At 67.5% G+C, this 25,401-nt stretch carries 28 protein-coding genes; 17 read left to right on the forward strand and 11 right to left on the reverse strand.

Annotated features, from left to right (window positions below):
• A partial coding sequence (locus tag AUL34_RS17285) for an iron-sulfur cluster assembly protein (RefSeq protein ID WP_156420974.1) occupies positions 1 to 286 on the reverse strand: 286 nt, incomplete at its 3' end.
• Positions 287 to 373: 87 nt separating this feature from the next.
• Between AUL34_RS17285 and AUL34_RS17290 the strand changes: the two genes are divergently transcribed.
• Positions 374 to 1,132, forward strand: coding sequence for a HugZ family protein (locus AUL34_RS17290; protein ID WP_061936445.1), 759 nt, complete (start codon positions 374 to 376; stop codon positions 1,130 to 1,132).
• Here AUL34_RS17290 and AUL34_RS17295 read toward each other — a convergent pair.
• The 5 genes from AUL34_RS17295 to AUL34_RS17315 form a co-directional block, all read right to left on the reverse strand.
• Positions 1,129 to 1,419 (reverse strand): hypothetical protein, encoded by a 291-nt coding sequence (locus AUL34_RS17295; RefSeq protein ID WP_061936448.1) that lies wholly within the window; start codon positions 1,417 to 1,419, stop codon positions 1,129 to 1,131. The two genes, AUL34_RS17290 and AUL34_RS17295, sit on opposite strands and share 4 nt — an antisense overlap.
• Positions 1,420 to 1,500: 81 nt before the next feature.
• On the reverse strand, positions 1,501 to 1,797 hold the full coding sequence (locus AUL34_RS17300; RefSeq protein WP_370539059.1) for a glycine zipper domain-containing protein: 297 nt from the start codon (positions 1,795 to 1,797) through the stop codon (positions 1,501 to 1,503).
• 60 nt (positions 1,798 to 1,857) lie between these two features.
• Entirely contained in the window at positions 1,858 to 2,148 is a 291-nt protein-coding gene (locus AUL34_RS17305; RefSeq protein ID WP_061936454.1) for a hypothetical protein, read from the reverse strand.
• Positions 2,149 to 2,303: 155 nt separating this feature from the next.
• Complete coding sequence (locus tag AUL34_RS17310; RefSeq protein ID WP_061936457.1) at positions 2,304 to 3,269, reverse strand: sensor histidine kinase; 966 nt, start codon at positions 3,267 to 3,269, stop codon at positions 2,304 to 2,306.
• 269 nt (positions 3,270 to 3,538) lie between these two features.
• Positions 3,539 to 4,330 carry a response regulator gene (locus AUL34_RS17315; RefSeq protein WP_061936513.1) on the reverse strand — a complete coding sequence of 264 codons (792 nt, stop codon included), beginning with the start codon at positions 4,328 to 4,330 and terminating at the stop codon, positions 3,539 to 3,541.
• A 310-nt stretch (positions 4,331 to 4,640) separates the two neighbouring features.
• Between AUL34_RS17315 and AUL34_RS17320 the strand changes: the two genes are divergently transcribed.
• The 6 genes from AUL34_RS17320 (at position 4,641) to AUL34_RS17345 (ending at position 6,997) form a co-directional block, all read left to right on the forward strand.
• Positions 4,641 to 4,832 (forward strand): NepR family anti-sigma factor, encoded by a 192-nt coding sequence (locus AUL34_RS17320; protein WP_082653453.1) that lies wholly within the window; start codon positions 4,641 to 4,643, stop codon positions 4,830 to 4,832.
• 5 nt (positions 4,833 to 4,837) lie between these two features.
• A complete protein-coding gene (locus tag AUL34_RS17325; RefSeq protein WP_061936461.1) occupies positions 4,838 to 5,389 on the forward strand; it encodes a sigma-70 family RNA polymerase sigma factor in 552 nt (183 codons plus the stop codon).
• A gap of 80 nt (positions 5,390 to 5,469) precedes the next feature.
• Complete coding sequence (locus AUL34_RS17330; protein WP_061936464.1) at positions 5,470 to 5,787, forward strand: YqjD family protein; 318 nt, start codon at positions 5,470 to 5,472, stop codon at positions 5,785 to 5,787.
• 13 nt (positions 5,788 to 5,800) lie between these two features.
• Positions 5,801 to 6,250 (forward strand): hypothetical protein, encoded by a 450-nt coding sequence (locus AUL34_RS17335; RefSeq protein ID WP_156420976.1) that lies wholly within the window; start codon positions 5,801 to 5,803, stop codon positions 6,248 to 6,250.
• Positions 6,251 to 6,410: 160 nt separating this feature from the next.
• Entirely contained in the window at positions 6,411 to 6,665 is a 255-nt protein-coding gene (locus AUL34_RS17340; RefSeq protein WP_061936470.1) for a hypothetical protein, read from the forward strand.
• Between the two features lie 20 nt (positions 6,666 to 6,685).
• Positions 6,686 to 6,997: a hypothetical protein gene (locus tag AUL34_RS17345; RefSeq protein ID WP_061936473.1), complete on the forward strand. Its 312-nt coding sequence runs from the start codon at positions 6,686 to 6,688 to the stop codon at positions 6,995 to 6,997.
• Between the two features lie 44 nt (positions 6,998 to 7,041).
• On the opposite strand, the gene AUL34_RS17350 is transcribed toward AUL34_RS17345, so the two are convergent.
• Positions 7,042 to 7,950 carry a diacylglycerol kinase family protein gene (locus AUL34_RS17350; protein ID WP_061936476.1) on the reverse strand — a complete coding sequence of 303 codons (909 nt, stop codon included), beginning with the start codon at positions 7,948 to 7,950 and terminating at the stop codon, positions 7,042 to 7,044.
• Between the two features lie 153 nt (positions 7,951 to 8,103).
• Here AUL34_RS17350 and AUL34_RS21980 point away from each other — a divergent pair, with 153 nt between their 5' ends.
• The 6 genes from AUL34_RS21980 to AUL34_RS17375 all read left to right on the forward strand — a co-directional run bounded on the left by AUL34_RS21980 (position 8,104) and on the right by AUL34_RS17375 (position 18,051).
• On the forward strand, positions 8,104 to 8,268 hold the full coding sequence (locus tag AUL34_RS21980) for a DUF1328 domain-containing protein (protein WP_082653451.1): 165 nt from the start codon (positions 8,104 to 8,106) through the stop codon (positions 8,266 to 8,268).
• Between the two features lie 127 nt (positions 8,269 to 8,395).
• Positions 8,396 to 10,036: a PRC-barrel domain-containing protein gene (locus AUL34_RS17355; protein ID WP_061936479.1), complete on the forward strand. Its 1,641-nt coding sequence runs from the start codon at positions 8,396 to 8,398 to the stop codon at positions 10,034 to 10,036.
• A gap of 273 nt (positions 10,037 to 10,309) precedes the next feature.
• A complete protein-coding gene (locus AUL34_RS17360; protein WP_061936481.1) occupies positions 10,310 to 11,578 on the forward strand; it encodes an efflux RND transporter periplasmic adaptor subunit in 1,269 nt (422 codons plus the stop codon).
• Entirely contained in the window at positions 11,575 to 14,727 is a 3,153-nt protein-coding gene (locus AUL34_RS17365; RefSeq protein WP_061936485.1) for an efflux RND transporter permease subunit, read from the forward strand. The genes AUL34_RS17360 and AUL34_RS17365 overlap by 4 nt, the downstream gene beginning before the upstream one ends.
• Before the next feature lie 188 nt (positions 14,728 to 14,915).
• A complete protein-coding gene (locus AUL34_RS17370) occupies positions 14,916 to 16,724 on the forward strand; it encodes an ABC-F family ATP-binding cassette domain-containing protein (RefSeq protein ID WP_061936488.1) in 1,809 nt (602 codons plus the stop codon).
• A gap of 172 nt (positions 16,725 to 16,896) precedes the next feature.
• A complete protein-coding gene (locus AUL34_RS17375; RefSeq protein ID WP_061936491.1) occupies positions 16,897 to 18,051 on the forward strand; it encodes a D-alanyl-D-alanine carboxypeptidase family protein in 1,155 nt (384 codons plus the stop codon).
• Between the two features lie 4 nt (positions 18,052 to 18,055).
• Here the strand turns inward: AUL34_RS17375 and AUL34_RS17380 are convergent, their stop codons facing one another.
• Both AUL34_RS17380 and AUL34_RS17385 read right to left on the reverse strand, forming a co-directional pair.
• Positions 18,056 to 18,502 carry a DUF2383 domain-containing protein gene (locus AUL34_RS17380; RefSeq protein ID WP_061936494.1) on the reverse strand — a complete coding sequence of 149 codons (447 nt, stop codon included), beginning with the start codon at positions 18,500 to 18,502 and terminating at the stop codon, positions 18,056 to 18,058.
• 72 nt (positions 18,503 to 18,574) lie between these two features.
• Positions 18,575 to 19,501, reverse strand: coding sequence for a manganese catalase family protein (locus AUL34_RS17385; RefSeq protein ID WP_061936497.1), 927 nt, complete (start codon positions 19,499 to 19,501; stop codon positions 18,575 to 18,577).
• Positions 19,502 to 19,849: 348 nt separating this feature from the next.
• Here AUL34_RS17385 and AUL34_RS17390 point away from each other — a divergent pair, with 348 nt between their 5' ends.
• Together AUL34_RS17390 and AUL34_RS17395 are read left to right on the forward strand one after the other, a co-directional pair.
• Entirely contained in the window at positions 19,850 to 21,256 is a 1,407-nt protein-coding gene (locus tag AUL34_RS17390) for a DEAD/DEAH box helicase (RefSeq protein WP_061936500.1), read from the forward strand.
• Positions 21,257 to 21,367: 111 nt separating this feature from the next.
• On the forward strand, positions 21,368 to 21,685 hold the full coding sequence (locus AUL34_RS17395; RefSeq protein WP_061936503.1) for a polyhydroxyalkanoic acid system family protein: 318 nt from the start codon (positions 21,368 to 21,370) through the stop codon (positions 21,683 to 21,685).
• Positions 21,686 to 21,712: 27 nt separating this feature from the next.
• Here AUL34_RS17395 and AUL34_RS17400 read toward each other — a convergent pair whose 3' ends face one another.
• Entirely contained in the window at positions 21,713 to 22,231 is a 519-nt protein-coding gene (locus AUL34_RS17400; protein ID WP_156420977.1) for a hypothetical protein, read from the reverse strand.
• A gap of 124 nt (positions 22,232 to 22,355) precedes the next feature.
• On the opposite strand from AUL34_RS17400, the gene AUL34_RS17405 reads away from it, so the two are divergent.
• The gene (locus AUL34_RS17405; protein ID WP_061936508.1) at positions 22,356 to 22,676 is read left to right on the forward strand and encodes a hypothetical protein; all 321 of its coding nucleotides are present in this window, start codon (positions 22,356 to 22,358) and stop codon (positions 22,674 to 22,676) included.
• 110 nt (positions 22,677 to 22,786) lie between these two features.
• On the opposite strand, the gene AUL34_RS17410 is transcribed toward AUL34_RS17405, so the two are convergent.
• Positions 22,787 to 24,130: a dicarboxylate/amino acid:cation symporter gene (locus AUL34_RS17410; protein WP_061936510.1), complete on the reverse strand. Its 1,344-nt coding sequence runs from the start codon at positions 24,128 to 24,130 to the stop codon at positions 22,787 to 22,789.
• 371 nt (positions 24,131 to 24,501) lie between these two features.
• Between AUL34_RS17410 and AUL34_RS17415 the strand changes: the two genes are divergently transcribed.
• Positions 24,502 to 25,401 (forward strand): cache domain-containing protein (locus AUL34_RS17415; protein WP_370539060.1); only part of this gene is annotated, 900 nt, incomplete at its 3' end.

Genomic DNA, 25,401 nt, shown 5'->3' on the forward strand with positions numbered 1-25,401 from the left:
GACGGCGCTCACGCGGCGCCGCTTCCATGCCTCCGCCCCGTCGTTCGGCGGTCAGCGCCACCATGGCGCTGGACAGGCCCGGCAGTTCGGCGGCGCGCCGCTCCGCCTCGCGGCGCAGACCCTCGAACCGCTCCGCCTCGGCCGCCGGCACGCTGATGGAGAAGAAGGCTTTGCCGTCGGCCACGAAGATGTCCGACACCATACCGCGGGACACGACATCTCCGCCGCCCGGCGCGGGCAAGGCGCGCAGCATTTCGAGAACTTGGTTCTTCTGGTCCTCGGACATGATGGCTCTCTCGCTTCCATGGGGCGCTTGCACCCCCTATCTGCCGCAGATAGGGGATTTGCGTTGCCGATGGGAGGTGTAAAGCAGATGACGGACACGCCGCCGGCCGTCCCCTCCCCCTATCTCGACGTCGACGACGACGCTCGGGCGCTCGCCCGGCGCATCCTGCGCACGTCCCGGCACGCCGCGCTCGGCTGGCTCGAACTCGGAACCGGCGCCCCGATGACGAGCCGCGTGGCGCTCGCGGCTGATTTCGACGGCAGCCCGATCCTGCTCCTATCGCAACTTTCCGCCCACACGCGGGCGCTGGCGACCGATTCGCGCCTGTCGCTTCTGGCGGGCGAACCGAGAGCGGGCGATCCCTTGCAGCAACCCCGCCTGTCGATCGCGGGACGGGTGACGCCGCCGGTCGGCCGGGATGCACCCGAGCACGAACGCCTGTTCCGTCGCTTCACGGCGCATCATCCCGCTGCCGCCCACTACGGCGAGTTTGCGGACTTCGCGTTTTTCAGGGTCGAGGTGGCGTCGGCGTTTCTGAACGGGGGGTTCGCACGAGCCTACCCGCTCGCGCGCAGCGATCTGGTGGAGGGCGCCGCGACCGAGTTGGCAGACGCGGAACCGCGCGTCATCGAGCACATGAACGCCGACCACGGCGACGTCCTCGATCGACTGATGGCGAAGCGCGGCGGGGTCATCACGGGCTGGCGGATCGCGACCCTGGATGCGCGCGGTTTCGAACTCGTCGCCGGTTCGCATGTCGAGCGGATCGAGTTCGCGCAAGCCGTCGAGACCGGGGCCGGGTTCAGGGCCGCCTTCGTCGCCCTTGCGCGGACGCTCGCAAACTAGAGCGAGAAGCCTTCCGGGCAGTCGGCACGGAAACGGTTTCCCGCAGCGTTCTCGAAGATGCAACGGCCGCGATCCGTTCCGGAACGGCCGATCAGCCGATCGCCGGGATGGGCCGAGATATCCGGCAGCGTTCCCGGCGCATAGGCGGACACGCCGCCCGAGCCGAAACCGAACACGGCGGGCAGAAGGTCCGACTGGCACCCGGACAAGGCGAGAGACGCCCCGGCGAGGGCAAGCCACAACGCCACGCGTCGTGGGGCGTTCGTCCTGGCGATCGTCCGATCCATGGGCTTTCCCCGCTCGCTCGGCCTTCGACAAAAGGCCCGCCGGCTCCTGAGGAGCCGGCGGGCCTGGTCACGCAGGCTGACTCAGTAGCCGGCCGGGCATTCAGCGTAATAGCGCTGGCCGCGACCGTCGCGATAAACGCACTGGCCGGGGCGATTGGTCGCCGCGCCGACAAGTGCACCGCCTGCACCGCCGACCGCCGCTCCGATCAGCGCGCCGCGCGCGTTGCCGGTGATGCCGGCACCGATCGCGGCGCCGCCAAGTGCACCGATGCCGGCGGGCACGGCGACATTGCGATCGACCGACTGGCAACCCGACAAGGCGAGCGTGCTTGCCGCCACCGCGGCCATGATCATCGATTTCATCAGGTGCTTTTCCAACTCACTGGGTGTCCCATGCCAGCTAGATAGCACGGGTCCGGACGCCGTCCAGCGCTTCGCTCAGCGAGACGCCACGAGCTGGGGCGCGTCGGTGAGAACCACCGCGAGTTCGCCCGCACGGTTGACGGCCCATTCCACCGAGGCCGAACCATCGAGTTCCGACTGGGTGAGACCCGTGCAGCGAGCCATGACGCGGCGGTCGTAGGTCCCGGACAGGCGCATCTCCATGGGGGCGGCCGCCTCGCATTCGCCAACCGAGCGATAGATCGGCTGCGGCACCGGAATCTCCGTGCAGACCGACGCATCCGGCGAGCAACCGACGAGAAGAAGCAGAGCGGCAACGTGTTCCATGACGGATCCTTTCGCCTTCCTAAACCCCGATCGCGGTGAGCGGTTCCGGGTGGTCTTGGCAAAGACGAATCGCAGGAGAGCGTTTGCGGCGGATGTCGCCGATGTTTCGGGATGGCGCGTCCTGATGGCGGCACGGTTTCGCGCGGCGTGACGGCTCAGCCGTCGACCAACTCGAACTGGTTCCGAGGCACGCGCAGCCAGTACTGGATCCCGTCGGGCCTGTACTCGAGGGCCGCCTCGCCGCCGACCGAGTTGGGAACGATGCGCTCGAGGGTCGAGGTGCCGAAGCGGGGATCGTAGTCGACCCGCACGCGCGGGCCGTCGGACTCGCGCCAACGAAGCAGAAGCGACGTCTGGCCCTCGCGCGTCTCCAAGCGTGACACGATCTCGATACGCCCGCCTGGCACGGAAAGGGCCCCGTATGACGCGGCATTCACCGCGAGTTCATGCAGGGCCAGCCCCACATGCAGCGCGGCGGTCGGCGTCAGGTAGACGTCCACCCCCTCGAAACGGATCTGCTCCATGCCGTCGGGCGCGTATCGCTCGACCTGGAGAGTGACGAGACTGAAGAGGTCCGCGCCCCGCCAGTCGGTTTCGGTCACGATGTCCTGCGAGGAGGCCAGGGACTGGATGCGCCCCCGGAATCGGACCAGGAACTCCGGAACCGTCACCGAATGCCGGGCGGTCTGGCTGGCAAGGCTCTGGATGATGGCGAGGAGATTCTTTGAGCGGTGCGCGACCTCGCGGAGCAAGGTCTTCAGCGTGTCCTCGCGCCGCTTCTGTTCGGTGATCTCGACGGAGGTGCCGATGAGGCCGATCACCGTCCCGGCCTCGTCGCGATCGACGTCGACCCGCACGTCGAACCAGCGCGTGCTGTCGCCGGACGCCACGGGCAGCTCGAAGCGAACGGGGGTTCCGGTCTTGAGGGTCTCGGCCTTGATGGCTCGCGCCTTCTCCGCCGAGGGCACCGGGAGGAAATCCTCGTCGCTGTCCCCGTTCTTGGCGCTGGCGAGCCAGGACCCTTCCGCATTGAAGAGCCAGAGATAGCGCAGGTCGAGATCCTGCGAAAACAGGGTCATCTCGGTGTTGGCGAGGGCCTTGAGGGCCTTGTAGGCTACCATGACGCCGCACTCGCGGGCCGCACGCCGCACGACGGGGCATCGGAGGCGCGGCGGCACGACTCGACGGGAAGGGCAAGGTCGAAACGGGCGCCCAAGCCGTTTCCGTTCAGCCTTCCGGTCATGTCGTGCGGACCTTTCCAAAGCCTGCGGACCAACCCTGCAAGCCCTCTGCGTGTCAGTAGGCGGCAACGGGGCGGGTCCGCAAAGGGTTCCCGCCCTGCGAGGTTCCGGCCGTCGACCGGAGCCGCCCTGCCCAATCGCGATCCGCCTCAGGCGGCTTCGCGCTCCGTTTCGAAGAACAGCGCCTGGCTGATCAGCGCCTTCACCATGTCCGGATTGAACGGCTTGGTGACGAGGAAGGTCGGCTCGGGCCGCTCGCCCGTGAGCAGGCGCTCGGGGAAAGCGGTGATGAAGATCACCGGCACGGACACCTTGGCGAGGATGTCGTTCACCGCATCGATGCCCGACGACCCGTCCGCGAGCTGGATATCGGCCAGCACCATGCCCGGCTTCTGCTGCTCGAAGAGGGCGATGGCTTCCTTGTGCGTGCGGGCGATGCCCGTCACGCCGTGGCCGAGGCTCTCGACCATCTGCTCGATGTCCATCGCGATCAGAGGCTCGTCCTCGATGATCATGATGTTGGTCGAGACCTGGCGGCCGATGTCGGCGCTCGCCTGCCCGATCAGCTCGGAGAAATCGCTCTCGCCGACGCCGAGGATGTGGGCCGCTTCCTCCGTCGTGAAGCCCTCGACGGCCACCAGGAGAAAGGCCTGGCGCGGCAGCGGCGAGATCCCGCGCAGATTGCGCGAGGCCTTCTCCTCCCACGCGGACACCGGAGCATCCTCGCGGACGTTGACCTCGACGGACTGCCAGAGCGAGGAGAAGAGCTTGTAGAGCGAGATCCGCGGGCTCTCCTGCGTATCGAACAGGCTGGGCTCCGCGATCAATGCCTCGAGAACCGCCGCCACATACGCGTCGCCGGAGGACTGAGAACCGCTCAATGCACGAGCATACCGCCGAAGATACGGGATGTGCGGCGCAATGCGCGAGGACATCGACATGAACATTCCCTCGTAGCTGGTCCGGACTACACGCCCGGCATTCATCTTGTCTGTGCGGACGAGAACGTCGACCCCGACCGGGACGACGATGGAAACGTCGGCACCCTGTGGACTTCGCGCACCCGGCCCTAAGTAAGGCAAGAGCCGCGAAACGCTAGACCTTCGGACACAACATTTGCGGCTCGGCCGGCGATGCCCTTGCGAACGGGCCTTGGTCCTACATCTAGCGCAGAATGCGTCCCGGCGACGGGGCGTGAAGGCCGGCAGGGCGAGAGGTGGAATGGAAGACCGCAGGAACAAAGGCACCGTCATGCCCGAGACCCAAGAGACCGATGCCTCGACCAACCAGCCGACCGATCTCGGATCGACCTCCGCCATCGGCCGCCGCCTGAAGGCGTACTACGACGACGTGGCCAGCGAACCCGTGCCCGACCGGTTCATGTCGCTGCTCGACAAGCTGGATGCCGCCGAGGCCAAGTCTCGTTCGAAGGAAGGGAACTGAGCCACATGGCGCAGGATACCGACTTCCGCAGCGAGCTCGTCGCCATCATTCCCAATCTGCGCGCTTTCGCGGCGTCGCTGGCCGGCTCGTTCGACCGCGCCGACGACCTCGTGCAGGAGACGCTCGTCAAGGCCTGGGACAAGCAGCACACGTTCCAGCCCGGCACCAACCTCAAGGCATGGCTGTTCACGATTTTGCGCAACGAGTTCTACACGCAGATGCGCAAGAAGGGCCGCGAGGTGCAGGACGTCGACGGCATCCACGCGATGCAGCTCGCCGGCCATCCCGAGCAGCAAGGCCATCTCGACCTGCAGGACTTCCGCAAGGCCCTGGACCAGCTGCCCGACGACCAGCGCGAAGCGCTGATCCTGATCGGCGCTTCCGGCTTTTCCTACGAGGAGGCGGCCGAAATCTGCAAATGCGCCGTCGGCACGATCAAGAGCCGCGTGTCGCGCGCCCGTACCCGGATGGCCGACCTCCTCGGGATCGAAGGCGACGGCGAGTTCGGGCCCGACTCGATCTCCTCCCAGATCATCGGCGTCGCCCCAGCCGCCTGAGGCGGAACCCTGTGGCGGGCAAACGAATTTCGAAATTCGGGACGGGCGTCGCCCTCCCTCAACGTTGAAAGGATCATTCCATGTCTGAGTCCACGTCCAACGAGTTCTCGGCCAACGCCGGCCCGGACCGGGCCGACCTCGAGGCGCAGATCGCCAAGCTGCGCGAGGACGTGGCGGGCGTCACCGAGACGCTGAAGTCGATGGCCACCAGCCGCGCCGAAGGTGCGAAGCAGCAGGCCTATGCGCTGCGCGAAGAGGGCGAGCGCTACTTCCGCCAGGCGCAGGAGACGGTGGGCGAGTTCGAGGAGGAGGTCAGCGAGCGCGTGCGCGCCGAGCCGATCAAGAGCATCCTGATCGCGGCGGCGGTCGGCTACGTCTACGCCCGCCTCTTCAAGTAAGCGCCTTCCTTCGATGGTGTTCCAGCTCATCTCGCGAATGTTCACGGGCGAGGCGTCGATCTACTTCGCCCGGATGCGTACGCTCGCCACGCTGTATGCGATCATGGCCGTGCTCGCATTGGCCATGCTGTTCTTCCTGCTCTTGGCCCTGTTCGTCTGGATCGCCCAGAGCGCGGGAGTCCTGGCGACCGCGATCGGCTTCGCGGTGGGCTGCCTGGTCATCCTGATCGGCGTCTACATCTTCCTGACGATCGCGCGCCGCCCTCCCCGGCAGCGGGCGGCCGATCGGATGCAGCGCGACATGGCCTCCATCGCCTCGATCGCGGCGGTGTCCAACATGCCCCTCCTGTTCCGCAGCCTGCGGCGCCGCAAGTCGCTGCTGCTGGTGCCGGTTGCGGCCGCTTCGGCCTGGGGGCTGTTCCGGGTCGTCCAGGGCGTTCGGGACGGAAGCCGACGCGTCTGAGCGTCCGTTCCCCGCAGTCGAACGGCGCGCCGAACCCTCGGCGCGCCGTTTCCTTTCGTGAAGGGCGCATGTCAAATATCTCGGCGATCCTGGATCGTTTCGACGGATTGCGCCGTTACCTGTCTCAAGCGTGCAGAGGCGCGCGCAATGGAGTTTCGTGATGGCTGATCTGAGAACCGACAAGGCCCGCCAGGGACGCACCGGACGCCCGGTGCTTTATGTGCTGATCGCCGCTCTTGCGCTGTGCCTCGTGGTCTTCATCGGTCTGCAGTTCTACGGCAAGACCCTGCCGGACCAGAATATCGGCGGCACCGAAGCGTCCGACACGACCGCCGCGCCGGCGGCGCCGGCCAATTCGCAGACGGGCGTCGTGACGCCGGGCACCCCCGCGCCCGGCACCGCACCCGCCAACTGACACCGGGCGGAGCATCGGCCATGAGCACCATCGGCGAGCGGGAAGGCGAACCATCTTCCGAGAACGATTTCGGCGGTCATGAAGACCGGCTGACCTCGATCCTCGCCGACCCCTCCCTTCCCGATCGCGACAAGCGTCAGGCGATCCAGGACGCGCTCGACGATCTCCAGCGCGAGCGCGGCGAGGAACCAGCCGCTCCCTACGAGCCGCTGGAACAGCGCTTCTTCGAGGCGTTGGCCATTCTGGCCGAGGGCGGCCACGACTACGACGGCCCCAGTTCCGCCGAAGAACCGCCTCCGTCCGACCCACCCGAAGGGCCGACGGTGAGATGAATGCAGGGCGCGACCGGGTCGCGCCCTTTTCGTATGCGGACCGGTCAGAAGGTCGCTTCGTCCGGCACCAGGACCTTCAGTCCGCGCGGGTGTATCCGGACCTCCGACCGCCTGTCGAGGCTTCTCAGTTCCCCATCCATCACCGAGCGGTTCTGGCTCTTGGAACGACGATGCTCGATGACGATCTCGTCCGCCGTCATCACCGTGAGGTTATCCGTGTCCTTCCAGGCGCCGCGCATCATGTCGATGGTGGTCTTCAGGATCGCGACGCGACTGGTGGCGCGCATGATGTAGATGCCGAGTTTGCCGCCGCGGGGGTCGTCCGCATAGGGCAAATGCCCGTCGCCATAGATGTTGTTGGAGATGGCGACGGCCGGGGTGCGGATCACCTGCGTCTTGCCGTCGATCTCGAAACGAAGGTCCACCATCGGGAGCGAACTGGCGGCGGTGATCACAGCGCGCGCGCTGGCCCACATCTTCCCGAAGCGGGACCGGTATTCGAGCTTCTCACGTGTGCGGACCATGCGTGCGTGCATGCCGACGGCGAACTGATGAACGAAGTAGCGTCCGTTCACGCTGGCGATGTCGACGTCGACGATCCGACCGTTGGCCAGCGCCTTCACGGCCGGGTCAAGGCCCATCGGGATCTGGAGCGAGCGGGCGAAGAGGTTCATCGTCCCGGCCGGCAGGATGGCGAGGGCGATGGAAGAGCCGGCCACAGCCGCTGCCGCGGACGACACCGTGCCGTCACCGCCTCCTACCATCAGGATGTCGAGGTCGGTCCGCTTCGCCTGCGCCTCGATCCGTTCTCCGACCTCCGGACCGTCGACCAATTCGACTTCGATGTCGTGACCGTGGAGTTCGAATTCGCCTCGGATGGCCGAACTCAGGAGTTCGAGGTCCGTGGTGCGCAGGGTACCGCCGTGCCGGTTGAGGATGGCGTGGGCTTTCATGGGCTGCGCGCTGCTCCGTTGCGATGCGTGGCGAGCCATATGGGGCAGCGGCGTCCTGTGAAAATGGCGGTGGCACAACCAGCCGGCCCGGAACCCGCGCCCTTGATGTCCCGTTCTGCGAAACAACGAATCTGATTGGTACGGAGTGCTTCAATGATCGAATGGATCGTCATTCTTCTCGTGGTGGCGGCGATCGCCAGTCTTCTTGGCTTCCGCGGCGTCGCGGGCGCATCCGCCGGCATTGCGAAGGTGCTGATCCTGATCGTCCTCGTCGGCTTTCTGCTTCTTCTCTTCTTTGGTGTCGTCGTATTCGCATGAGTTCACGGTCCCGTTCCCTCTGCGTGAGGCGGGAACCTTAGCAACGCCTGCCAGTTCAACATCCATCACCTGATGCGCGGCGACGATAGTCAGCCGGGCCGTTCTGATTGTTCATGGGGAGATACTAATGGTTCGCACACTCCTGGCCACCACGGCGCTGGCCGCCGTTCTTGCGACGGGCGCGTTCGCCCAGACCACGACGACCACGACGGGTGAACAGCCCGCGATGGGCGCAGCCCCTGCAACCGGCGCCATGGCGCCTGCGACGGATACGACCGCCGCTCCGGCCGACAATATGGCGGCGGAAACCGCAAGCGCGCCGGCGGCCGGCGACATCGCCTACGTCCAGTCTCTCGGTGCCGACCAGCATCTCGTGACGGACCTCGATGGCCAGACGGTCTATGCGTCGAACGCCGCCGACGCAGAGACTGCGGGTGAGATCGACAACTTCATCGTCGGCGCCGACGGCACGGTCGTCGCGGCGATCGTGGATACGGGATCCTTCCTCGGCGACCAGTCGAAGACCGTTGCCGTGCCCTACAACAAGATCGAGTGGACTGCGGGCGAGAACAACCAGCCCCGCGCCGTCCTCACCGCGACGCGCGACGAACTCGCGGCTGCCCCCGCCTTCGCCGTGAACGAGCAGGCCGCTTCGACGACGGCCGCGGGCACGCCGGCCGGCTCCAGCGCGATGGCCCCGGCAGAGACCGGAGCGATGGCACCGGGCACCGCCAACACCGGCACGATGGCAACCGGCGGCATGGCAGCCGAGACGACCGCACCGGGTGCAGCCACCAACATGGCGGCCGGCACCACCACCACCACCCCGGCTGGCACGGCGGCAACGGCGCCAGCGGCATCCGGTGAGTACGTCGCCACCCTCGCCAACGACCAGTTCCTGTCGGGCGATCTCGTCGGCGACAACGTGTATTCCGGCCCGGCTGCCGATGCCGACAACATCGGCAACATCAACGACCTCGTGATCGCCTCCAACGGTCAGGTCGAGGCGTTCGTCGTCGGCGTCGGCGGCTTCCTCGGCATCGGCGAGAAGAATGTCGGCGTGCCGTTCGACAACATCTCGATGAACGCCGACCCGCAGGGCGAGCCCCGTGCCGTTCTGGCCGCGTCCAAGGAACAGCTGACCAACGCGCCGGCCTTCGAGGAAGGCGATGACCGCATGGCCGCCAATACCACGGCCGACACCGCCAACACCGGTGCCGGAACGATGGGCGCTGCCGGCACGGCGGCGACCGGCATGGCTGCGGGAACCGCGGGCATGGCAGCTGGCACGGCCGACACCGCCGCGAGCGGCACCACCGCCGCGACGGGCGGCATGGCCGCCACGAACAACGAGACCACGGCGTCCACCAGCGGCAACACATCGGCCGCCGAAGTCGGCACGCCGGTGACCGGCGCCGACCTGACGGCGGACAACCTGATTGGCACCTCGGTCTACGGTCCGGACAACCAGACGATCGGCTCGATCGGCGATATCGCCCTGACGCCGGAAGGCCAGGTCGACGCGGTGATCGTGGATGTCGGCGGCTTCCTCGGCATCGGCGCCAAGCCGGTGGCGGTGGCCATGGACAACCTGCAGTTCATGCGCGACTCCGGTGGTTCGCTGACGCTCACGACGCAGTTCACGCAGGATCAACTGCGCAACGCGCCGGAGTTCAACCGCGACACCTACGCGCAGAACCGCGACGAGATGCGCGTCGCGAACCCGGGCGACATCCCGGCGGCCCCGGCGGCGCCGGCAGCCCAGTAAAGGCTTCTTCGCCTTTCCCATTGATCGACAAGATGCAAGGCCCGCCCTCCGGCGGGCCTTCGTCCGTTCCTGGTCACGTTTTCGTTCTGGATCCTTACCAAAATTTATGGCTGCGCTCCGGCCGGCATCGTCTATCGTCGCGCGGTCGCAGCCGCCGCTCGCCAACGTGATCCAGCGGTGGCGCGCAAACAGTGCATTCGCCGGTTGCGCCAGCCGGCTCCGCGAGGCCTGCCATCGCGGTCCTCGAGCCGTCACGTCACGCAAAAGGTCTTCATGGCTGCTCTTCGACAGATCGCCGTCACGCTTCTCCTGATCGCGGCCGCCGGCTGCGCCTGGCTCTATCTTTCGCCGGCGCCCGGTCGCTTCCTTCTCGCGGACGGACGGCTGCCGGAGGTGCTTCGCCCTGTCGTCAGCGCCTTGTCGGCTGCCGACGACGCGCCGAAGGTCGGTGCGACCCGGACCGAGCGGGGTGGTGGGCGCCAGTCGCCCCTCGTCGCTGTGGCCGAAGCGAAACCGCTGGTGACGCGCGATCGGCTGCGCGCGATCGGCTCCGGCGAAGCGGAGCGCACGGTCGCGGTGCGGCCGGACGCGACCGGCATCATCAAGTCCCTGGCCTTCCGCTCCGGCGACGCCGTCGAGGCCGGCGCGACGCTCGCCCTGCTTCAGGACGACGCCGAGCGGATCGCGGTGGACCGGGCACGCATCGCCCTGGCGACGGCCGAGGATCAGCTCCGCCGCTACGAGACCCTCGCCACCACCGGGGCCTCCATCACCTCGGTGCAGCTCGAAGAGGTGCGCCGGGCGCGCGACGCGGCGGCGCTCGACCTTCGTTCTGCGGAGGTGGCCCTCGCCAAGCGCAGCATCATGGCGCCGATCGGCGGCCACGTCGGCCTTCTGAACCTCGAGGTCGGTGCGCTCGTCGACGGCTCGACCCTGATCGCCACCGTGGACGACCGCTCCAAGCTGCGCATCCTGTTCGACGCTCCGGAGGCCTTCGCCGCCCAACTGGCGGTTGGTCATCCGATCACCGCCATTCCCGCCACGCGGTCGGGCGACACCTACCAGGGGGTGATTACCGCACTCGACAGCCGCCTCGACCAGGCGAGCCGAACGCTGCGCGCCGAGGCGACGATCGACAACGAAGGCGATCGGCTGCGTCCCGGCCTGTCCTTCTCGATCGAGATCGGCTTCGAGGGCCAGAGCTTCATTGCCGTCGACCCGCTGGCGGTCCAGTGGGAACGGACTGGCCCCTTCGTTTGGGTCGTCGAGAACGACAAGACGCGCAAGGCGTCGATCGCCATCATCGAACGCAACGTCGATTCCGTTCTCGTCGCCTCCGATACGCTCGAGGCTGGCGACACCGTCGTCACCGAAGGCGTGCAGCTCCTGCGCGAAGGGGGCTCGGTGCGCGTGCGCCAGAACACCGGGGTCGACACCGTGCCGTCCAGCCAGGATCCCCCGACGGCGGAAACGCCGCCGACCGGCCGGCGCGCCGACGCCGGCGCGGCGCTGATGCCCGCAGCCACGGCGGCGGCCCAATGAGCGCTGGTGCATCCAAGCCCGACGGGCTGACGGCACTCACCTCGCTCTTCATCCGGCGTCCCGTCTTCACGATCGTCATCAACCTTCTCGTCATCGTCGCGGGCCTCGCCGCCTTCAACGCCGTCGAGGTTCGCGAACTGCCGAACGTCGATCGTCCCGTCATCACCGTGACGACGACCTTCCAGGGCGCGTCGGCGGAAGTGGTGGATCGCCAGCTCACCAGCACGATCGAGAGTGCGGTCGCGCGCGTCGCGGGCATCGCCTCGATCTCCTCCTCGTCGCGCTTCGGCCAGAGCCGCGTGACGGTCGAGTTCACCAGCTCCACCGACCTCAATGTGGCGGCCAGCGACGTGCGTGACGCCGTTGCGGGGATCGCCAACCAGATCCCCGAGGACGCCGACGAGTCCCGGATCGTCAAGGCCGACGCGGACGCGGACGCGATCATGCGCCTTGCGGTCCTGTCCTCGACTCTGCCGATCGAGGAACTGACGACCCTCGTGGACGACCGCATCGCCGATCGCGTGGCGGCCGTCGAAGGCGTCGCCGACGTCACCCTGTCCGGCGAGCGCGAGCGTCTGATCTACGTGGACGTGCGGCCGGACGAGCTGGCAACGCGCGGCCTGACGCTCGGCGACGTGTCCGCCGCGCTCGGCAACGCCGCCTTCGATCAGCCCGCCGGCCAGCTCGAGTCCCCCACGCAGAACCTCGTGGTGCGCGCCGACGCGGGCCTGTCGACACCCGAAGCCTTCGGCGCCGTCATGCTGAACGAGCATACGCGCCTGCGCGACGTCGCCTCCATCCGCTTCGGACCGGACGAGGCGGCCTCCAAGGCCCGGGTGAACGGCGAGACGGGTATCGGCCTCGGCGTCATTCGCCAGGCCGGCTCTTCCACGCTGGCGATCTCGGAAGGGGTGCGTGCGGCGGTCGCTGACCTCAACGCCTCGCTGCCGCCGGGCACGCGCGTCATCATCACCTCGGACGAGGCGACCTTCATCAACGGCGCGATCCACGAGGTCGAGCTGACGCTGGCATTGGCCATCGTGATCGTCGTGGCCGTGATCTACGCGTTCCTGATGAACTTCCGCGCGACGATGATCCCGACGCTGACGATCCCGATCGCGCTGATCGGCGTCGTCGCCGGCATCTATCTCGTCGGCTTTTCCGTCAACATCATCACGCTCCTGGCTCTCGTGCTGGCGACGGGCATGGTGGTCGACGACGCCATCATCGTGCTCGAGAACATCATCCGCTGGCGCAACATGGGTCTGTCGGTGCGGGCGGCGAGCGTGATCGGCACGCGCGAGGTGTTCTTCGCGGTCATCTCGACCACGGCGACACTGGCGGCCGTGTTCATTCCCATCTCCTTCCTGCCAGGGGTCGCCGGCGGCCTGTTCCGAGAGTTCGGCTTCGTGCTCGCGATCGCCGTCACGCTCTCCGCCTTCATCGCACTGACGCTCTGCCCGATGCTGGCGGCCCATCTCCTCGGAGACGCGACGAAGGAAGCGCAGCCCGGACCGGCGAAGCGTGCGGCGGGTCGTCTCGGCCGCTCGCTCGGGACCCTCTATGCCGTCTGCCTGCGCAAGGCCCTGGCCTATCCGCTGGCGGTCATCGTGGTCTCGGCCATCTTCGCGGGCGCCGCCGTCGTCACCTTCGGCAACCTGCCGCAACAGCTGACACCGAACGAGGACCGCGGCAGCGTCCTCATGAGCATCTCCGCTCCGCAGAGCGCCAGCCTCGACTACACCGACACGCAGATGCGCCGCGTCGAGGAGATCGTGCTGCCCTACGTGGAGAGCGGCGAGGCGACAGGCGTCATGTCCCGCATCGGCACGGGCAGCGGCAACTCAGCCTTCATGGTGCTGACGCTCGCCTCCTGGGGCGAGCGCGAGCGCACGCAACAGGAGATCGCCGCCGAGCTCAACCGCGCCTTCGCCGAGATACCGGGTGTCCAGGCTCGCGCCATCCAGCCGAACTCGCTCGGCATCCGCGGCGGCGGTCGCGGCCTGCAGTTCGCGCTGGCGGGGCCGACCTACCAGATGCTGTCGGACGCTGCGACGTCGCTGGAAGAGGCGATGAACGCCGATGGCCGCTGGGGGCGCGTCCAGCTCGCCTTCGACACGACGCAGCCCCAGCTGTCCGTCCAGATCGACCGCACGCGCGCCTCCGACCTCGGCATCGAGATCGACGGGCTGGCGTCCGCGATCCAGGCGCTGCTCGACGGCCGCGACATCGGCACGACCTATGTCGAGGACCGGGCGGTCGACATCCACCTCGTCTCGACTTCGCAGCCGATCAACGATCCCGGCGACCTCGCCAACATCTTCACGAAGACGCGCGACGGGCGCTTCGTGCCCCTGTCCTCCATCGCCACGATCAAGGAGGAAGCCGTCGCGCCGACGCTGTCGCGCGAGGACCAGTCGCGGTCCGTCGCCATGTCGGCCGATCTGCCACAGGGTCTCTCCATCCAGGAAGCCTGGAACGAGGCGCAGGATTTTGCCGCCGACAGGCTCCCGGACGGCATACGACTGATCCCGCTCGCGGAGGCCGCGACGCTGGAAGAGACGTCCAGCGGGCTCGCCGTGGTCTTCGGCTTCGCAATCGTCGTCGTGTTCCTGGTCCTGGCGGCCCAGTTCGAAAGCTTCGTATCCGCCCTCATCATCATCGCCACCGTGCCGTTCGGCGTCGCCTGCGCGGTCTATGCGATGGACTTCTTCGGCGAGACGCTGAACCTCTACTCGCAGATCGGACTGGTGCTCCTCGTCGGCATCATGGCCAAGAACGGCATCCTGATCGTGGAGTTCGCAAACCAGCTCCGCGAGGAAGGGCGCTCGGTGCGCGAGGCGATCGAGGAAGCCTCCATCATCCGCCTGCGCCCGGTGATGATGACGATGATCGCGACCATCGTCGGCGGCGTGCCGCTGATCTTCTCGACGGGCGCCGGCGCCGAGGCGCGGGTGTCGCTCGGCTACGTCATCGTCGGCGGGCTGGGGCTCGCGACGATCGCAACGCTGTTCCTGACGCCCGTCGCCTATCTCGCGCTCGCACGCTTCTCTAAGCCGCAGGCCGAAAGCGAGGAGCGCCTCCGCCGTGATCTCGCCGCGGCCGAGCGTCTCGGCAAGTCCGGCAGCGCACCGGCACCGGCGGAGTAGCCGGGCCCGAACGAGACCGGGCGGTGTCCCGTCCACCGCTGTCCGAATACCGCCGGGATCGACCGCGAGGCGTGTTCGCTGCGGGACACGTCGGCGGGCGCCGCGGTTTGCCCGCCGGGCGATCGCGGCGGCACGATCGGCCAAGGCTCGGCTTTCCTTTCCGAAGGCGGATGGGATAGAAGCCGGCCATGGCCCCTCCCCCGCTTCTTCGCCTCGACGGCGTGCGCCTGACCTTCGGCGGCACGCCCCTTCTCGCCGATGTCGAACTCGGCGTCCTGCCCGGCGACCGGATCGCGCTCGTCGGGCGCAACGGGTCGGGCAAGTCGACGCTTCTCAAGATCGCGGCCGGGACCGTCGAGGCGGACGGCGGCGAGGTGTTTCGTCAGCCCGGCGCGACGATCCGCTATCTCGCGCAGGAGCCGGACTTCGGTGACGCGCCCACCGTCGAGGCCTATGTGGCGGCGGGCCTCGGGCCGGCGGATGATCCCTATCGCGTGACGCGCCTGATCGAAGGGCTCGGCCTGCGCGCCGACGCCAGACCCGGCGATCTCTCAGGCGGCGAGGCGCGGCGCGCCGCGCTCGCCCGCGTTCTGGCACCCGAACCCGACATCGTGCTTCTGGACGAGCCGACGAACCATCTCGACCTGCCGACCATCGAGTGGCTGGAGGAGGAGGTCGCCTCGCTGCGTTCGGCCGTCGTGATCATCAGCCACGACCGGCGCTTCCTCGAAAAGACCACGCGCGCCACCGTGTGGCTGGACCGGGGCCGCGTGCGGCGGATCGAGGAAGGCTTCGGCAGCTTCGAGGCCTGGCGCGACAAGGTGCTTGAGGAGGAGGAGCGCGACCTCCAGAAGCTCGACCGCAAGATCGTGCGCGAGGAGCACTGGTTGCGCTACGGCGTGACCGCGCGGCGCACGCGCAACGAGCGTCGGCTCGCCGGGCTCCATCAGCTGCGCGCCGACCGCAAGAACGCACGCCGCGCCACCGGCACCGTCGAGATGCAGGTCGGCGATACACGTGAAAGCGGCAAGCTCGTGATCGAGGCCAAGGGCATATCCAAGGCTTATGGCGACCGGCTACTGGTGGAGAACTTCTCGACCCGCATCCAACGCGGCGACCGGGTCGGCTTCGTCGGGCCGAACGGTGCCGGCAAGACGACGCTCCTCAAGATGCTGATCGGCGAGGCGGAACCGGACTCGGGCGCCGTGCGCCTCGGCACCAATCTCGACCTCGCCTTCCTCGACCAGAAGCGCGCGAGCCTTCGCGACGACCTCCCGGTCTCCGAGGCGCTCACCGACGGGCGGGGCGATCAGGTCATGGTCAACGGCGAGCCGCGCCACGTGGCGGGTTATCTCAAGGACTTCCTGTTCCAGCCCGAGCAGATCCGCACGCCGGTCGGCAACCTGTCGGGCGGCGAGCGGGCGCGCCTGCTCCTGGCGAAGACGCTCGCGACGCCCGCCAACGTCCTGGTGCTCGACGAGCCCACCAACGACCTCGACATGGAGACGCTGGATCTCCTGCAGGAACTGATCGCCAACTACCCCGGCACGGTGCTTCTCGTCAGCCACGACCGCGACTTTCTCGATCGAACGGTGACGAGCGTGATCTCGCCGGAGGGCGACGGACGCTGGCTGGAATATGCCGGCGGCTACACGGACATGGCGGCTCAGAAGCGGGGCGCGCAGGCGGAGGCGCGCAAGGTCGAGCGGACCGCGAAACCGTCCGCCGCCTCGCCTCCCCGACCGGCCTCGCAGCCGAGCGCCAAGCTGTCGTTCAAGCAGAAGTTCGCGCTCGAGACCCTGCCGAAGGAGATCGCCAGGCTGGAAGCGGCGATCGCCAAGGCAGAGGCCGAGATGGGCGATCCCGCGCTCTTCACCAAGAACCCCGACCGCTTCGCCAAGCTCGCAAGGGAAAGCGAGGCCCATCGCGCTGCCCTCGCCAAAGCCGAGGACGAGTGGCTGGAACTGGAAATGCTGAAGGCGGAACTGGAGGGCTGAAGTCCGCCAGCGGCACGTTGGAAGTCGGCCAGGCGCTGACCACCGATTTGGCCTGCCCCGTCGGACGCCGTTCACCGCTCGTTCACCAAGTTCTGCTGTGATTTCGTTAACTTCTCGGACCAGAATGGGGCAAGGCTCTCGAGCCGGGCCAAAGGCATAAGGACTTCATCACATGGCATCGCCCGCGCGCACTTCGCTCCCGCTCCGACGCTCGCTGGCTGCCCTGTTGCTGAGCCTCGGCCTCTCGACGTCCGCCCACGCCTTCGAGACCACGGCGCGGGCCGCGGTGCTCCTCGACTTCGACACCAACACGACCCTCTTCGAGAAGAACCCGGACGAGGAAGTGCCCCCCGCAAGCCTCTCCAAGCTGATGACGCTCCTCATCATCTTCGACGAGCTGAAGCGCGGCGCGATCCGCCTGGACGAGACGTTCCCCGTTTCCGAGAATGCCTGGCGCACGGGTGGTGCGGCGTCGGGCGGGTCCACCATGTTCCTGCCGCTAAACTCGCAGGTCAGCGTCGGCGATCTCATCAAGGGCATCGCCATCCAGTCCGGCAACGACGCGACGATCGTCGCGGCCGAGGGCATCGCCGGCTCGGTGCCGGCCTTCGCCGAGATGATGAACCGCAAGGCGCAGGATCTCGGGCTGACGCACTCGCACTTCGTCAATCCGCACGGGTTGCCCGATCCCGGCCAGCGCGTGTCGGCGCGCGATCTCGTGACGCTCGCCGCCCACATCATCCGCACCTATCCCGAACAGTACCCGCTGTTCTCGGAGGAGGAGTTCACCTTCAACGGCATCACCCAGCGCTCGCGCAATCCGCTCCTCAGCCTCGGCGCCGACGGGCTGAAAACCGGCCATACGGCGGAGGCCGGCTACGGGCTCGTGGCCTCGGCCAAGGACGACGCCGGGCGGCGCATCGTCTTCGCGATGACGGGCATGAAGTCGGTCAACGAGCGGGCCACGGAGGCGCGCGCGATGATGACGCTCGGCCTGCGCGGCTTCGAGAACGTGGTGATCCTGAAGGCGGACGAGACGGCGGGCGAAGTGCCGGTGTCTGGCGGCGTGACCGCGAGCGTACCGGTGCGCGCGGCGGGCGAGATCCGCTTCATCGAGCCGCGCGGCTCGGGCTCGCCCTACCAGACCGAGATCGTGCCCGTCGGCACCGTGGAAGCGCCCGTGCCCGAAGGCCGGCGCGTGGCGCAGATGCGCATCACGCGCGATGGGCAGGTGGTCCGTGAAGAGCCGTTGTACGCCGCCTCGAACGTCGAACGCGCCGGATTTCTCCAGCGCGTCCAGGAACAGGTGATGGGCTACTTCCAGTAGCCGATCAGGCGGCGGCGGCCGCGTCCATCCAGGCCTTGTGCCGGTCCTCGTCGGCATAGGCCTTGGCGAAGTAGGCCTGCGCGTCCGGCGTCGCGGCCGCGTTCTTGGAGGCATGATCGTAGGCCATCTTGGTTTCGATCTCGTTGGTCGACATGGCCTTCAGGATCGCCTTGTCGCCGATGATCGAGGCGAGCGCCACCTTGCCGGTCGTCAGGTACTCCTTGAGATCGCCCTCCTGCGGCGCCGCGATGCCACGCTGGCCCGCCATGCGGGTCAGTTCGGCGACGTGCGCCTCGTGGTCGCCCTTGAACTCGGCGATCTTTGCCTTGGAGGTCGGATCGTCGAGCCGCTCGATGGTCGACTGGTAGGCGGCGATCGCGTCGTGTTCCAGGATCAGGAGGTTCTGGATGAGCTTGTCGAACGTGCTTTCGGTGCCGACGGTCGTGACCATGGGTTGCTGTCTCCGTTGGTTCTTGTCTCGGGATGAGGTGGCGGAGCGGCGAGAGGCCGCCCCGCCGGACGATCAGCGCGAGGCCTTGTAGAGCTTCTGCGCGATCTCGAACATTTCCTCCGGCGCGTAGTCCGGCGTGAAGGCGGAGGGAACGCCGGTCAGCTGGTGGATCTTGCCGCCTTCCGGCATGCCGTCGACGACCTCCAGTTCGCCCGGAGGATCGTCGGGAAGCGCGACCTCGCCATTGCCCCAGATGCCGGCCATTTCCTTGTAGTCGCCCGGGCTGAACGTATAGAGGCGGCGGTGCGACCCCTCGTCCAGATACTTCTGGCACTCCGGGATCTTGGAGAGCGGGATGTTGGGCGTCGGCAGGAAATCCTTGATCTTCACGCCCGTGATCTTCTCCAGCGCCAGCGCATAGGCGTGGGCGTGGACGGAGCCACGCACGAGAAGGTAGCCGCAGACCTCGCGGCTCGTCGGATCGCTGACCGTCTCGTAAACGCGCAGCTTGTGGAGGCGCGCACCGCATTCGAGATGGAAATTGTGCAGGAGGTCCACCACGACGTTGCCCGTGGTGGTGACGAACCCCTGGTTCCAGGAGATGCCGTTGGAATCCACCGGCACGCCGCCGCCGCCATGCGACAGGAACGCCGCGGCCGAGCGGATGTCCTTCATATCGCCGAAGGGAGCGCCGGAAATGTCGCCTCCGTCCCCCTTGTCGCCGTTCGCCTTGTCCGGGCCGTTCGCGACCATGGCGACGCCGTTGGTCACGAGTTCGACATGGCCGAGTTCCTCCGCCGTGATCGAGGCGACCAGGCTGTAGAACGGCCGAAGCTTGTCCTTCGAGCGGAAGTTGAAGCTCTGGAACATGTAGTTCCCGAGGGTGGACATCTCGCCGTACTTGCCCCCGAGGAGCTCCTGCAGGGCGGCGGCGGCGTTGGGATCGGCCCGCTTGGGCGGAGGCAGGTTCGCCTGCAACTTGTCGACGCGCATGAACATGGCAAGGATCTCTCCGAGTGGATCGGTCTGGAGGGAACCGCTCGCGGTTGGGGCAGTTCCCCGGCGTTTCCTTGTCTGACCATGCTTCCGCCGGTCCTTGGGTCTTCGGCCTTGGGCATTCGGTTCCGATCGCGCTTGACGCAACGCACAAGAGAGCGGATATAGGCCGGGTCATGCCGCGCTTGCGCTGCGCCCGCCTTTGATCCCGCTGTGGGACACCGAGCCGAGCGCCAACCGTCGAAGCTTCAAGAAGCCTTCGGCCGCGGTCCGTGCCGTTCCGTTCCCGCGCAGGAACGTCCGGCCGATCTCCGGGACGAAACCACCCGGTTCTTTAGTCAAAGGCATTCCTTGACCCAGACGAATTTCCAAGCGCTCGGCCTTGCCGCAGCGCTTCAGTCCGCCCTTGCCGATATGGATTTCACCACGCCGACGCCGATCCAGGCGCAGGCGATCCCGGCCGTGATGAAGGGGCGCGACGTCCTCGGCATCGCACAGACCGGCACCGGCAAGACGGCCGCCTTCTCGCTGCCCATCCTCGATGCCCTGCTCAACAAGGGCGGCAAATCCAAGCCCAGCGCGCCGCGCGTGCTGATCCTGGCGCCGACGCGCGAACTCGCGGTCCAGATCGCGGAGAACATCAAGGGCTTCACGGCCGGAACCCCGATCCGCCACATGACCGTGTTCGGCGGCGTGTCGATCCGTCCGCAGATCGACACCGCCCGGCGCGGCGTCGACATCGTGGTGGCGACCCCCGGCCGCCTGCTCGATCTCATCGACCAGAAGGCGCTGAGCCTTTCGGCGGTCGAGCATCTCGTCCTCGACGAGGCCGACCGGATGCTCGACATGGGCTTCATCCGCGACATCAACCGCATCATGAAGCTGGTACCGGAGAAGCGCCAGTCTCTCCTGTTCTCGGCCACCATGCCGCAGAACATCGCCTCGCTGGCGGCCAAGATCCTGAAGGATCCGGTCCGCGTCGAGGTGACGCCCGAGGTCGTGACGGTCGAGAAGATCGACCAGAGCTTCTTCCTCGTGCCGCAGAAGGCCAAGAAGCACTGGCTGATCAAGAACCTGCCGGGGTTCGACAAGACGGTGATCTTCACCCGCACCAAGCATGGTGCCAATCGCCTGTCCGAGGACCTGGACAAGGCCGGCATCGCCGCGCTCGCGATCCACGGCAACAAGAGCCAGGGCGCGCGCCAGAAGGCGCTCGGCCAGTTCCATGCCGGCGAGCTCAAGGTGCTGGTGGCCACCGACATCGTGGCGCGCGGCATTCACGTCGACGACATCACCCATGTCGTGAACTTCGACCTTCCGGAAGAGCCGGAAAGCTACGTTCACCGCATCGGCCGCACCGCTCGTGCGGGCAAGTCCGGCATGGCGGTCACCCTGTGCGATCCGTCCGAGCGCGCCAAGCTGCGCCAGGTCGAGAAGCTGACGGGCATGCGCTTCGACGTGCAGACGTCCGAGTTCTCCGACGCCTCGGCCTTTGCCGACGAGCCGCGCGAAAGCCGCGGTCCGCGCCAGCCGCGCGGGGGACGTCCAGGCGCCGGCAAGCCGCAGCGTTCGGAAGGCGGCCAGCGCCATCAGCCGCGCGGTGCCAAGCCCGGCGAGCGTCGCGGCGCTCCGGGCGGGGGTGCCCCGGCCGGTGGTGGGGGCCGTAACGGCGACGAGCGCGCGGCGCGGCCGAACGGTCAGCGTCAGCGCCGGCCGCGCAGCGGCGGTGGCGGCGGCTCGCGCTCGGCGACCGCCTGATCCCGACGACGAGGGGCGCCGCAAGGCGCCCTTTTGCGTTCAACCGGTTGCTCGGCGCCCCTGCCCTCGCCATATGCGGCGTCAGCAGGTTCGAACGAGGAGACTGGACGCATGGCCGAGACCGTCAAGGTCGACATCCCGCACAAGCTTTCGCGCGAGGCCGCCCGCCAGCGCATCAGCGAGGGCTTCGGGCGCATCCGTTCGGAGGCCACCGGCGGCATGCTGAAGTTCGAGGATCAGTGGACCGGCGACCATCTCGACTTCCGCGCGCGGATGATGGGCCAGTCGATCGTCGGACGTCTGGATATTCTAGACGACCACGTCCATGTCGAACTCGATCTGCCGGGCTTCCTCGCCTCCATCGCGAGCAAGCTGACAGGCAAGATCCAGAAGGAGGGGCAGGTTCTCCTCGAGAAGAAGCCGGCCTGAGACCGGTTCGTCTCCGCGCCCGGCCTCTCAGGGTTCCGGCGTGTTGACGCTGCGCAGCGTCGCCTTGTCCGCCGTCACCGTGCCGCCGAGCGAGCCACCCTCGATCGCCTGCACCGTGCCCAGCCCCGGCACCACGGAGCCGACCTTGACGCGCATCAGCTCCTTGCGCGTCGCGAGCAGCGCCTCGTCCTGGAAGATCATCACGATCTGGTAGTCGGACGGCGTCGGTGTGTGATCGCGCACGATCGAGGGCGCCGGCATCGCGTCGGTCTTGATCTCCTCGCCTACCGAACCCGTTTCGATCTGATCCAGCTTGGGCGCCATGCGCGCGATCGCCGCCTGCTGGAAGTAGTCGGGGGTTTCGATCGACACGATATAGGACCACGAGAAGAAGCTGGCGGACGAAACCGCGAGCGTCACCGACGACAGGGCGATGGCCCAGTCCACCACCGACCAGTCGCGATCGACGTTCTTCGCCGTGGTGCGCCCACCGAGAGACCTGCGGACGGGGGGAAAATCGGACGATGATGTTGCGACCTGAGACATCGCAGGACTCCTTGCGTGGAGCTTGCAGGATGGCGCGGCCGCGTTAACGAAGAAATGAGACCGTGCCTTCCAGCCGGCCGACCTTCCACTAGGGTTAGGGAAGGGTAAAACGGAGAAGCGGCGGATGCGGACCGAGCGGCGAACGGCAGAACGACGGACCACACGGCTGCGGCCGGCCAAGCTCCTGGGAGCAGCAGACGGGTTTCTCTGCGACTGCGCGGTTGTCGAGCGCTCGGCGAGCGGCGCCCGCGTTCGTGCCTTCGCGCCCGTCGGCCGCGTGCTTCCCGAAACGCTGACACTGTACGACGAGGTCGAAACGCGCCGATGGACGGCCCGGGTGGTCTGGGCGCGCGGTGCCGAGCTCGGACTGGCCATCGAGGCCGCCGGCGAGCGCGTATCGGATGCCGACCGCCATCGCATCGCGGGTCCGTTCTACGCAGTCTGACGATCCCGCGCGGGCGCTTCCAGCCCGTCTCGCACCAGGCAGGAACGCAAAGGCCCGCCGCGATCGCTCGCGGCGGGCCTTGTTGCCTTCAGCTCGGCTGGCGTCGTCCGTTATTCGGCCGGCACCGCGTTGGCGGGGACGCGGTCCTCTTCCAGGGCGGCGACGGTCTCGCCGGCCAGCACGGCCCGCAGGCGATCCTGGTCGAGTTCACCCTCCCACCGGGCGACGACGAGCGTTGCGACCGCGTTGCCGATGAAGTTGGTGATCGCGCGGCATTCCGACATGAAGCGGTCGACGCCGAGGATCAGCGCCATGCCGGCGACCGGCACGGACGGCACGACCGAGAGCGTCGCGGCGAGCGTGATGAAGCCCGCTCCCGTGATGCCGGCCGCGCCCTTCGACGAGAGCATGGCGACGAGGAGCAACAGGATCTGATCGCCCCAGGACAGGTCGATGTTGGTCGCCTGTGCAATGAAAAGCGCCGCCAGCGTCATGTAGATGTTGGTGCCGTCGAGGTTGAACGAGTAGCCCGTCGGAATAACCAGCCCGACCACGGACTTCTTGGCGCCGGCGTTCTCCATCTTCTTCATCAGCGACGGCAGGGCCGCTTCCGAGGACGAGGTGCCGAGCACCAGGAGGAGCTCTTCCTTGATGTAGCGGATCAGGGCGAAGACCGAGAAGCCGTTGTATCGGCACACCGCGCCGAGCACGACCACCACGAACAGGAACGAGGTGAAGTAGAAGACGCCGATCAGGTAGGCGAGGTTGGCGACCGAGCCGATGCCGTACTTGCCGATGGTGAAGGCCATGGCGCCGAAGGCACCGATCGGGGCGGCCTTCATCAGGATGGCGACGAGCTTGAAGACCGGAGCGGTCAGGGCGTTGAAGAACTCGGTGACTGGGCGCCCGGCCTCGCCGATCATCGCGAGGGCGATACCGAACAGGACGGCGATGAACAGCACCTGCAGGATGTCGCCATCGGCAAAGGCGCCGACGAGGGTCGCCGGGATGATGTTCATCAGGAACCCGACGATCGACGAGTCGTGCGCCTTCTGGGTGTAGGTCGCGACAGCTCCGGCATCGAGGGTCGCCGGATCGATGTTCAGCCCATGACCGGGATGAGCGACGTTGGCGACGACGAGGCCGATGATCAAGGCCAGCGTCGAGAAGGTGAGGAAGTAGATCATCGCCTTGCCGACTACGCGGCCGACCTTGGCGAGATCGGTCATGCCGGCGATGCCGGTCACGACGGTGAGGAAGATCACCGGAGCGATGATCATTTTCACCAGCTTGATGAAGGCGTCGCCGAGCGGCTTCAGGCTCGCCCCGAACTCCGGATAGTAGTGTCCGAGCGTGATGCCGGCGATGATCGCGACCACCACCTGGAAGTAGAGCTGGGCGTAGATCGGCTTCTTCTGCGCGGGTTCCGCATGCGCGAGCGGCATGGCTGCCATATGTGCCTCCCTTGGTTTTCTTGTTCCTCCCGCGCCGGATCACCGTCCGGCGCAGAAGCCTCAGGAAGACATCAGCAAGCGCCGTGCCAGATGAATGCAGGGGTGGCATTCGCCCAGCGCACGGCTTGCCGGAAGGTCGAACGCAGCAGGATCCGAGACTATCGATGCGGATTTCCGCTCGCCTTCGAGGGATGTTGTGCGATAAATCGCACAACATGAATTCGTCCCCTTCCTTTCGCTTGCGACGTGGGGCCCTGCGATCGGTGCTCGCCGGCATCGTCCTCGGCTCCGTCGCCTTGGTGTGGCTGGCAGTGGGGATCGCTGCGGACCGTGCGACGCTTGCGGGCCTTACGGAACGGGCCAAAACGTCGTTGCCGCTTGCTATGTCGGTCCTGCGCAGCGAAGTCGACAAGCAGCGCTCCGTGCCGGCGATCCTGTCCGAAGACCCCGACATTCGAAACATCCTGGCGGCCCCGGCCCCGGCGGGCGTCGATCGGGTGAACCGGCGGCTGGAGGATCTGCGGCGGACCACGGGCGCCACCGTCCTCTACCTCCTCGACGCGCGCGGCCTGACGATCGCCGCCAGCAACTACGCCGAACCCACGAGCTTCGTCGGGAGCGACTATTCCTTCCGCCCCTATTTCGTCCGGGCGATGGAAACCGGCGCGGCGGCCCAGTACGCTCTGGGCACCGTCAGTCGGCGCTCCGGCCTCTACATCACGCGGCGCGTCGACGTGGGCGGACAGGCGATCGGCGTCGTGGTCCTCAAGGTCGAGTTCGACGGCATCGAACGCGATTGGTCGGCGGGCGACAACGTCGTCTTCGTCACGGGTGACCACGGCATCGTTCTGGCGACCACGCAGGCTGACTGGCGCTACCACGCCCTGGCACCGGTCCCGCCGGACCTTGCCTCGCGTATTCGCGACAGCCTGCAGTTCGGCGCCGCTCCGTTGACGCCGCTCGGGATCGAGGAACGGCGCGGCACCGTTCGCGCCACGGCCACCGCCGATCCGCGCCGGTTCGTCGCCGTCTCGCAGCAGCTCGCCGACCCGATCCTGGACTGGACGCTCCATCTCTGGGTGCCCGCCGACGCGGCGCTGGCGCAGGCTCGCCTGTCCTATCGCCTCCAGGCCCTCGCCGGCCTCATGTTGATCGGGACGGCGGGGTTCCTCGTGGCCCGCCGACGCCGCAACATCCGCCGCCGCCAGGACAACCTGCGGATCGCCGCGTTGGAACTGGAGCGGCGGGTGGAGGAGCGGACGGTCGAGTTG

It is taken from the genome of Aureimonas sp. AU22, assembly GCF_001463745.1.
Lineage (GTDB): Bacteria > Pseudomonadota > Alphaproteobacteria > Rhizobiales > Rhizobiaceae > Aureimonas.

Bases quoted from the DNA above. Each gene is read 5' to 3' on its own strand.
- AUL34_RS17370 (WP_061936488.1), top strand. From the start codon at position 14,916: ATGGCCCCTCCCCCGCTTCTTCGCCTCGACGGCGTGCGCCTGACCTTC.
- AUL34_RS17305 (WP_061936454.1), bottom strand. From the start codon at position 2,148: ATGGAACACGTTGCCGCTCTGCTTCTTCTCGTCGGTTGCTCGCCGGAT.
- AUL34_RS17290 (WP_061936445.1), top strand. From the start codon at position 374: ATGACGGACACGCCGCCGGCCGTCCCCTCCCCCTATCTCGACGTCGAC.
- AUL34_RS17315 (WP_061936513.1), bottom strand. From the start codon at position 4,330: ATGTCGATGTCCTCGCGCATTGCGCCGCACATCCCGTATCTTCGGCGG.
- AUL34_RS17345 (WP_061936473.1), top strand. From the start codon at position 6,686: ATGAGCACCATCGGCGAGCGGGAAGGCGAACCATCTTCCGAGAACGAT.
- AUL34_RS17365 (WP_061936485.1), top strand. From the start codon at position 11,575: ATGAGCGCTGGTGCATCCAAGCCCGACGGGCTGACGGCACTCACCTCG.
- AUL34_RS17310 (WP_061936457.1), bottom strand. From the start codon at position 3,269: ATGGTAGCCTACAAGGCCCTCAAGGCCCTCGCCAACACCGAGATGACC.
- AUL34_RS17400 (WP_156420977.1), bottom strand. From the start codon at position 22,231: ATGTCTCAGGTCGCAACATCATCGTCCGATTTTCCCCCCGTCCGCAGG.
- AUL34_RS17325 (WP_061936461.1), top strand. From the start codon at position 4,838: ATGGCGCAGGATACCGACTTCCGCAGCGAGCTCGTCGCCATCATTCCC.
- AUL34_RS21980 (WP_082653451.1), top strand. From the start codon at position 8,104: ATGATCGAATGGATCGTCATTCTTCTCGTGGTGGCGGCGATCGCCAGT.
- AUL34_RS17295 (WP_061936448.1), bottom strand. From the start codon at position 1,419: ATGGATCGGACGATCGCCAGGACGAACGCCCCACGACGCGTGGCGTTG.
- AUL34_RS17375 (WP_061936491.1), top strand. From the start codon at position 16,897: ATGGCATCGCCCGCGCGCACTTCGCTCCCGCTCCGACGCTCGCTGGCT.
- AUL34_RS17410 (WP_061936510.1), bottom strand. From the start codon at position 24,130: ATGGCAGCCATGCCGCTCGCGCATGCGGAACCCGCGCAGAAGAAGCCG.
- AUL34_RS17335 (WP_156420976.1), top strand. From the start codon at position 5,801: ATGGTGTTCCAGCTCATCTCGCGAATGTTCACGGGCGAGGCGTCGATC.
- AUL34_RS17395 (WP_061936503.1), top strand. From the start codon at position 21,368: ATGGCCGAGACCGTCAAGGTCGACATCCCGCACAAGCTTTCGCGCGAG.
- AUL34_RS17385 (WP_061936497.1), bottom strand. From the start codon at position 19,501: ATGTTCATGCGCGTCGACAAGTTGCAGGCGAACCTGCCTCCGCCCAAG.
- AUL34_RS17405 (WP_061936508.1), top strand. From the start codon at position 22,356: ATGCGGACCGAGCGGCGAACGGCAGAACGACGGACCACACGGCTGCGG.
- AUL34_RS17380 (WP_061936494.1), bottom strand. From the start codon at position 18,502: ATGGTCACGACCGTCGGCACCGAAAGCACGTTCGACAAGCTCATCCAG.
- AUL34_RS17355 (WP_061936479.1), top strand. From the start codon at position 8,396: ATGGTTCGCACACTCCTGGCCACCACGGCGCTGGCCGCCGTTCTTGCG.
- AUL34_RS17320 (WP_082653453.1), top strand. From the start codon at position 4,641: ATGCCCGAGACCCAAGAGACCGATGCCTCGACCAACCAGCCGACCGAT.
- AUL34_RS17360 (WP_061936481.1), top strand. From the start codon at position 10,310: ATGGCTGCTCTTCGACAGATCGCCGTCACGCTTCTCCTGATCGCGGCC.
- AUL34_RS17350 (WP_061936476.1), bottom strand. From the start codon at position 7,950: ATGAAAGCCCACGCCATCCTCAACCGGCACGGCGGTACCCTGCGCACC.
- AUL34_RS17330 (WP_061936464.1), top strand. From the start codon at position 5,470: ATGTCTGAGTCCACGTCCAACGAGTTCTCGGCCAACGCCGGCCCGGAC.
- AUL34_RS17340 (WP_061936470.1), top strand. From the start codon at position 6,411: ATGGCTGATCTGAGAACCGACAAGGCCCGCCAGGGACGCACCGGACGC.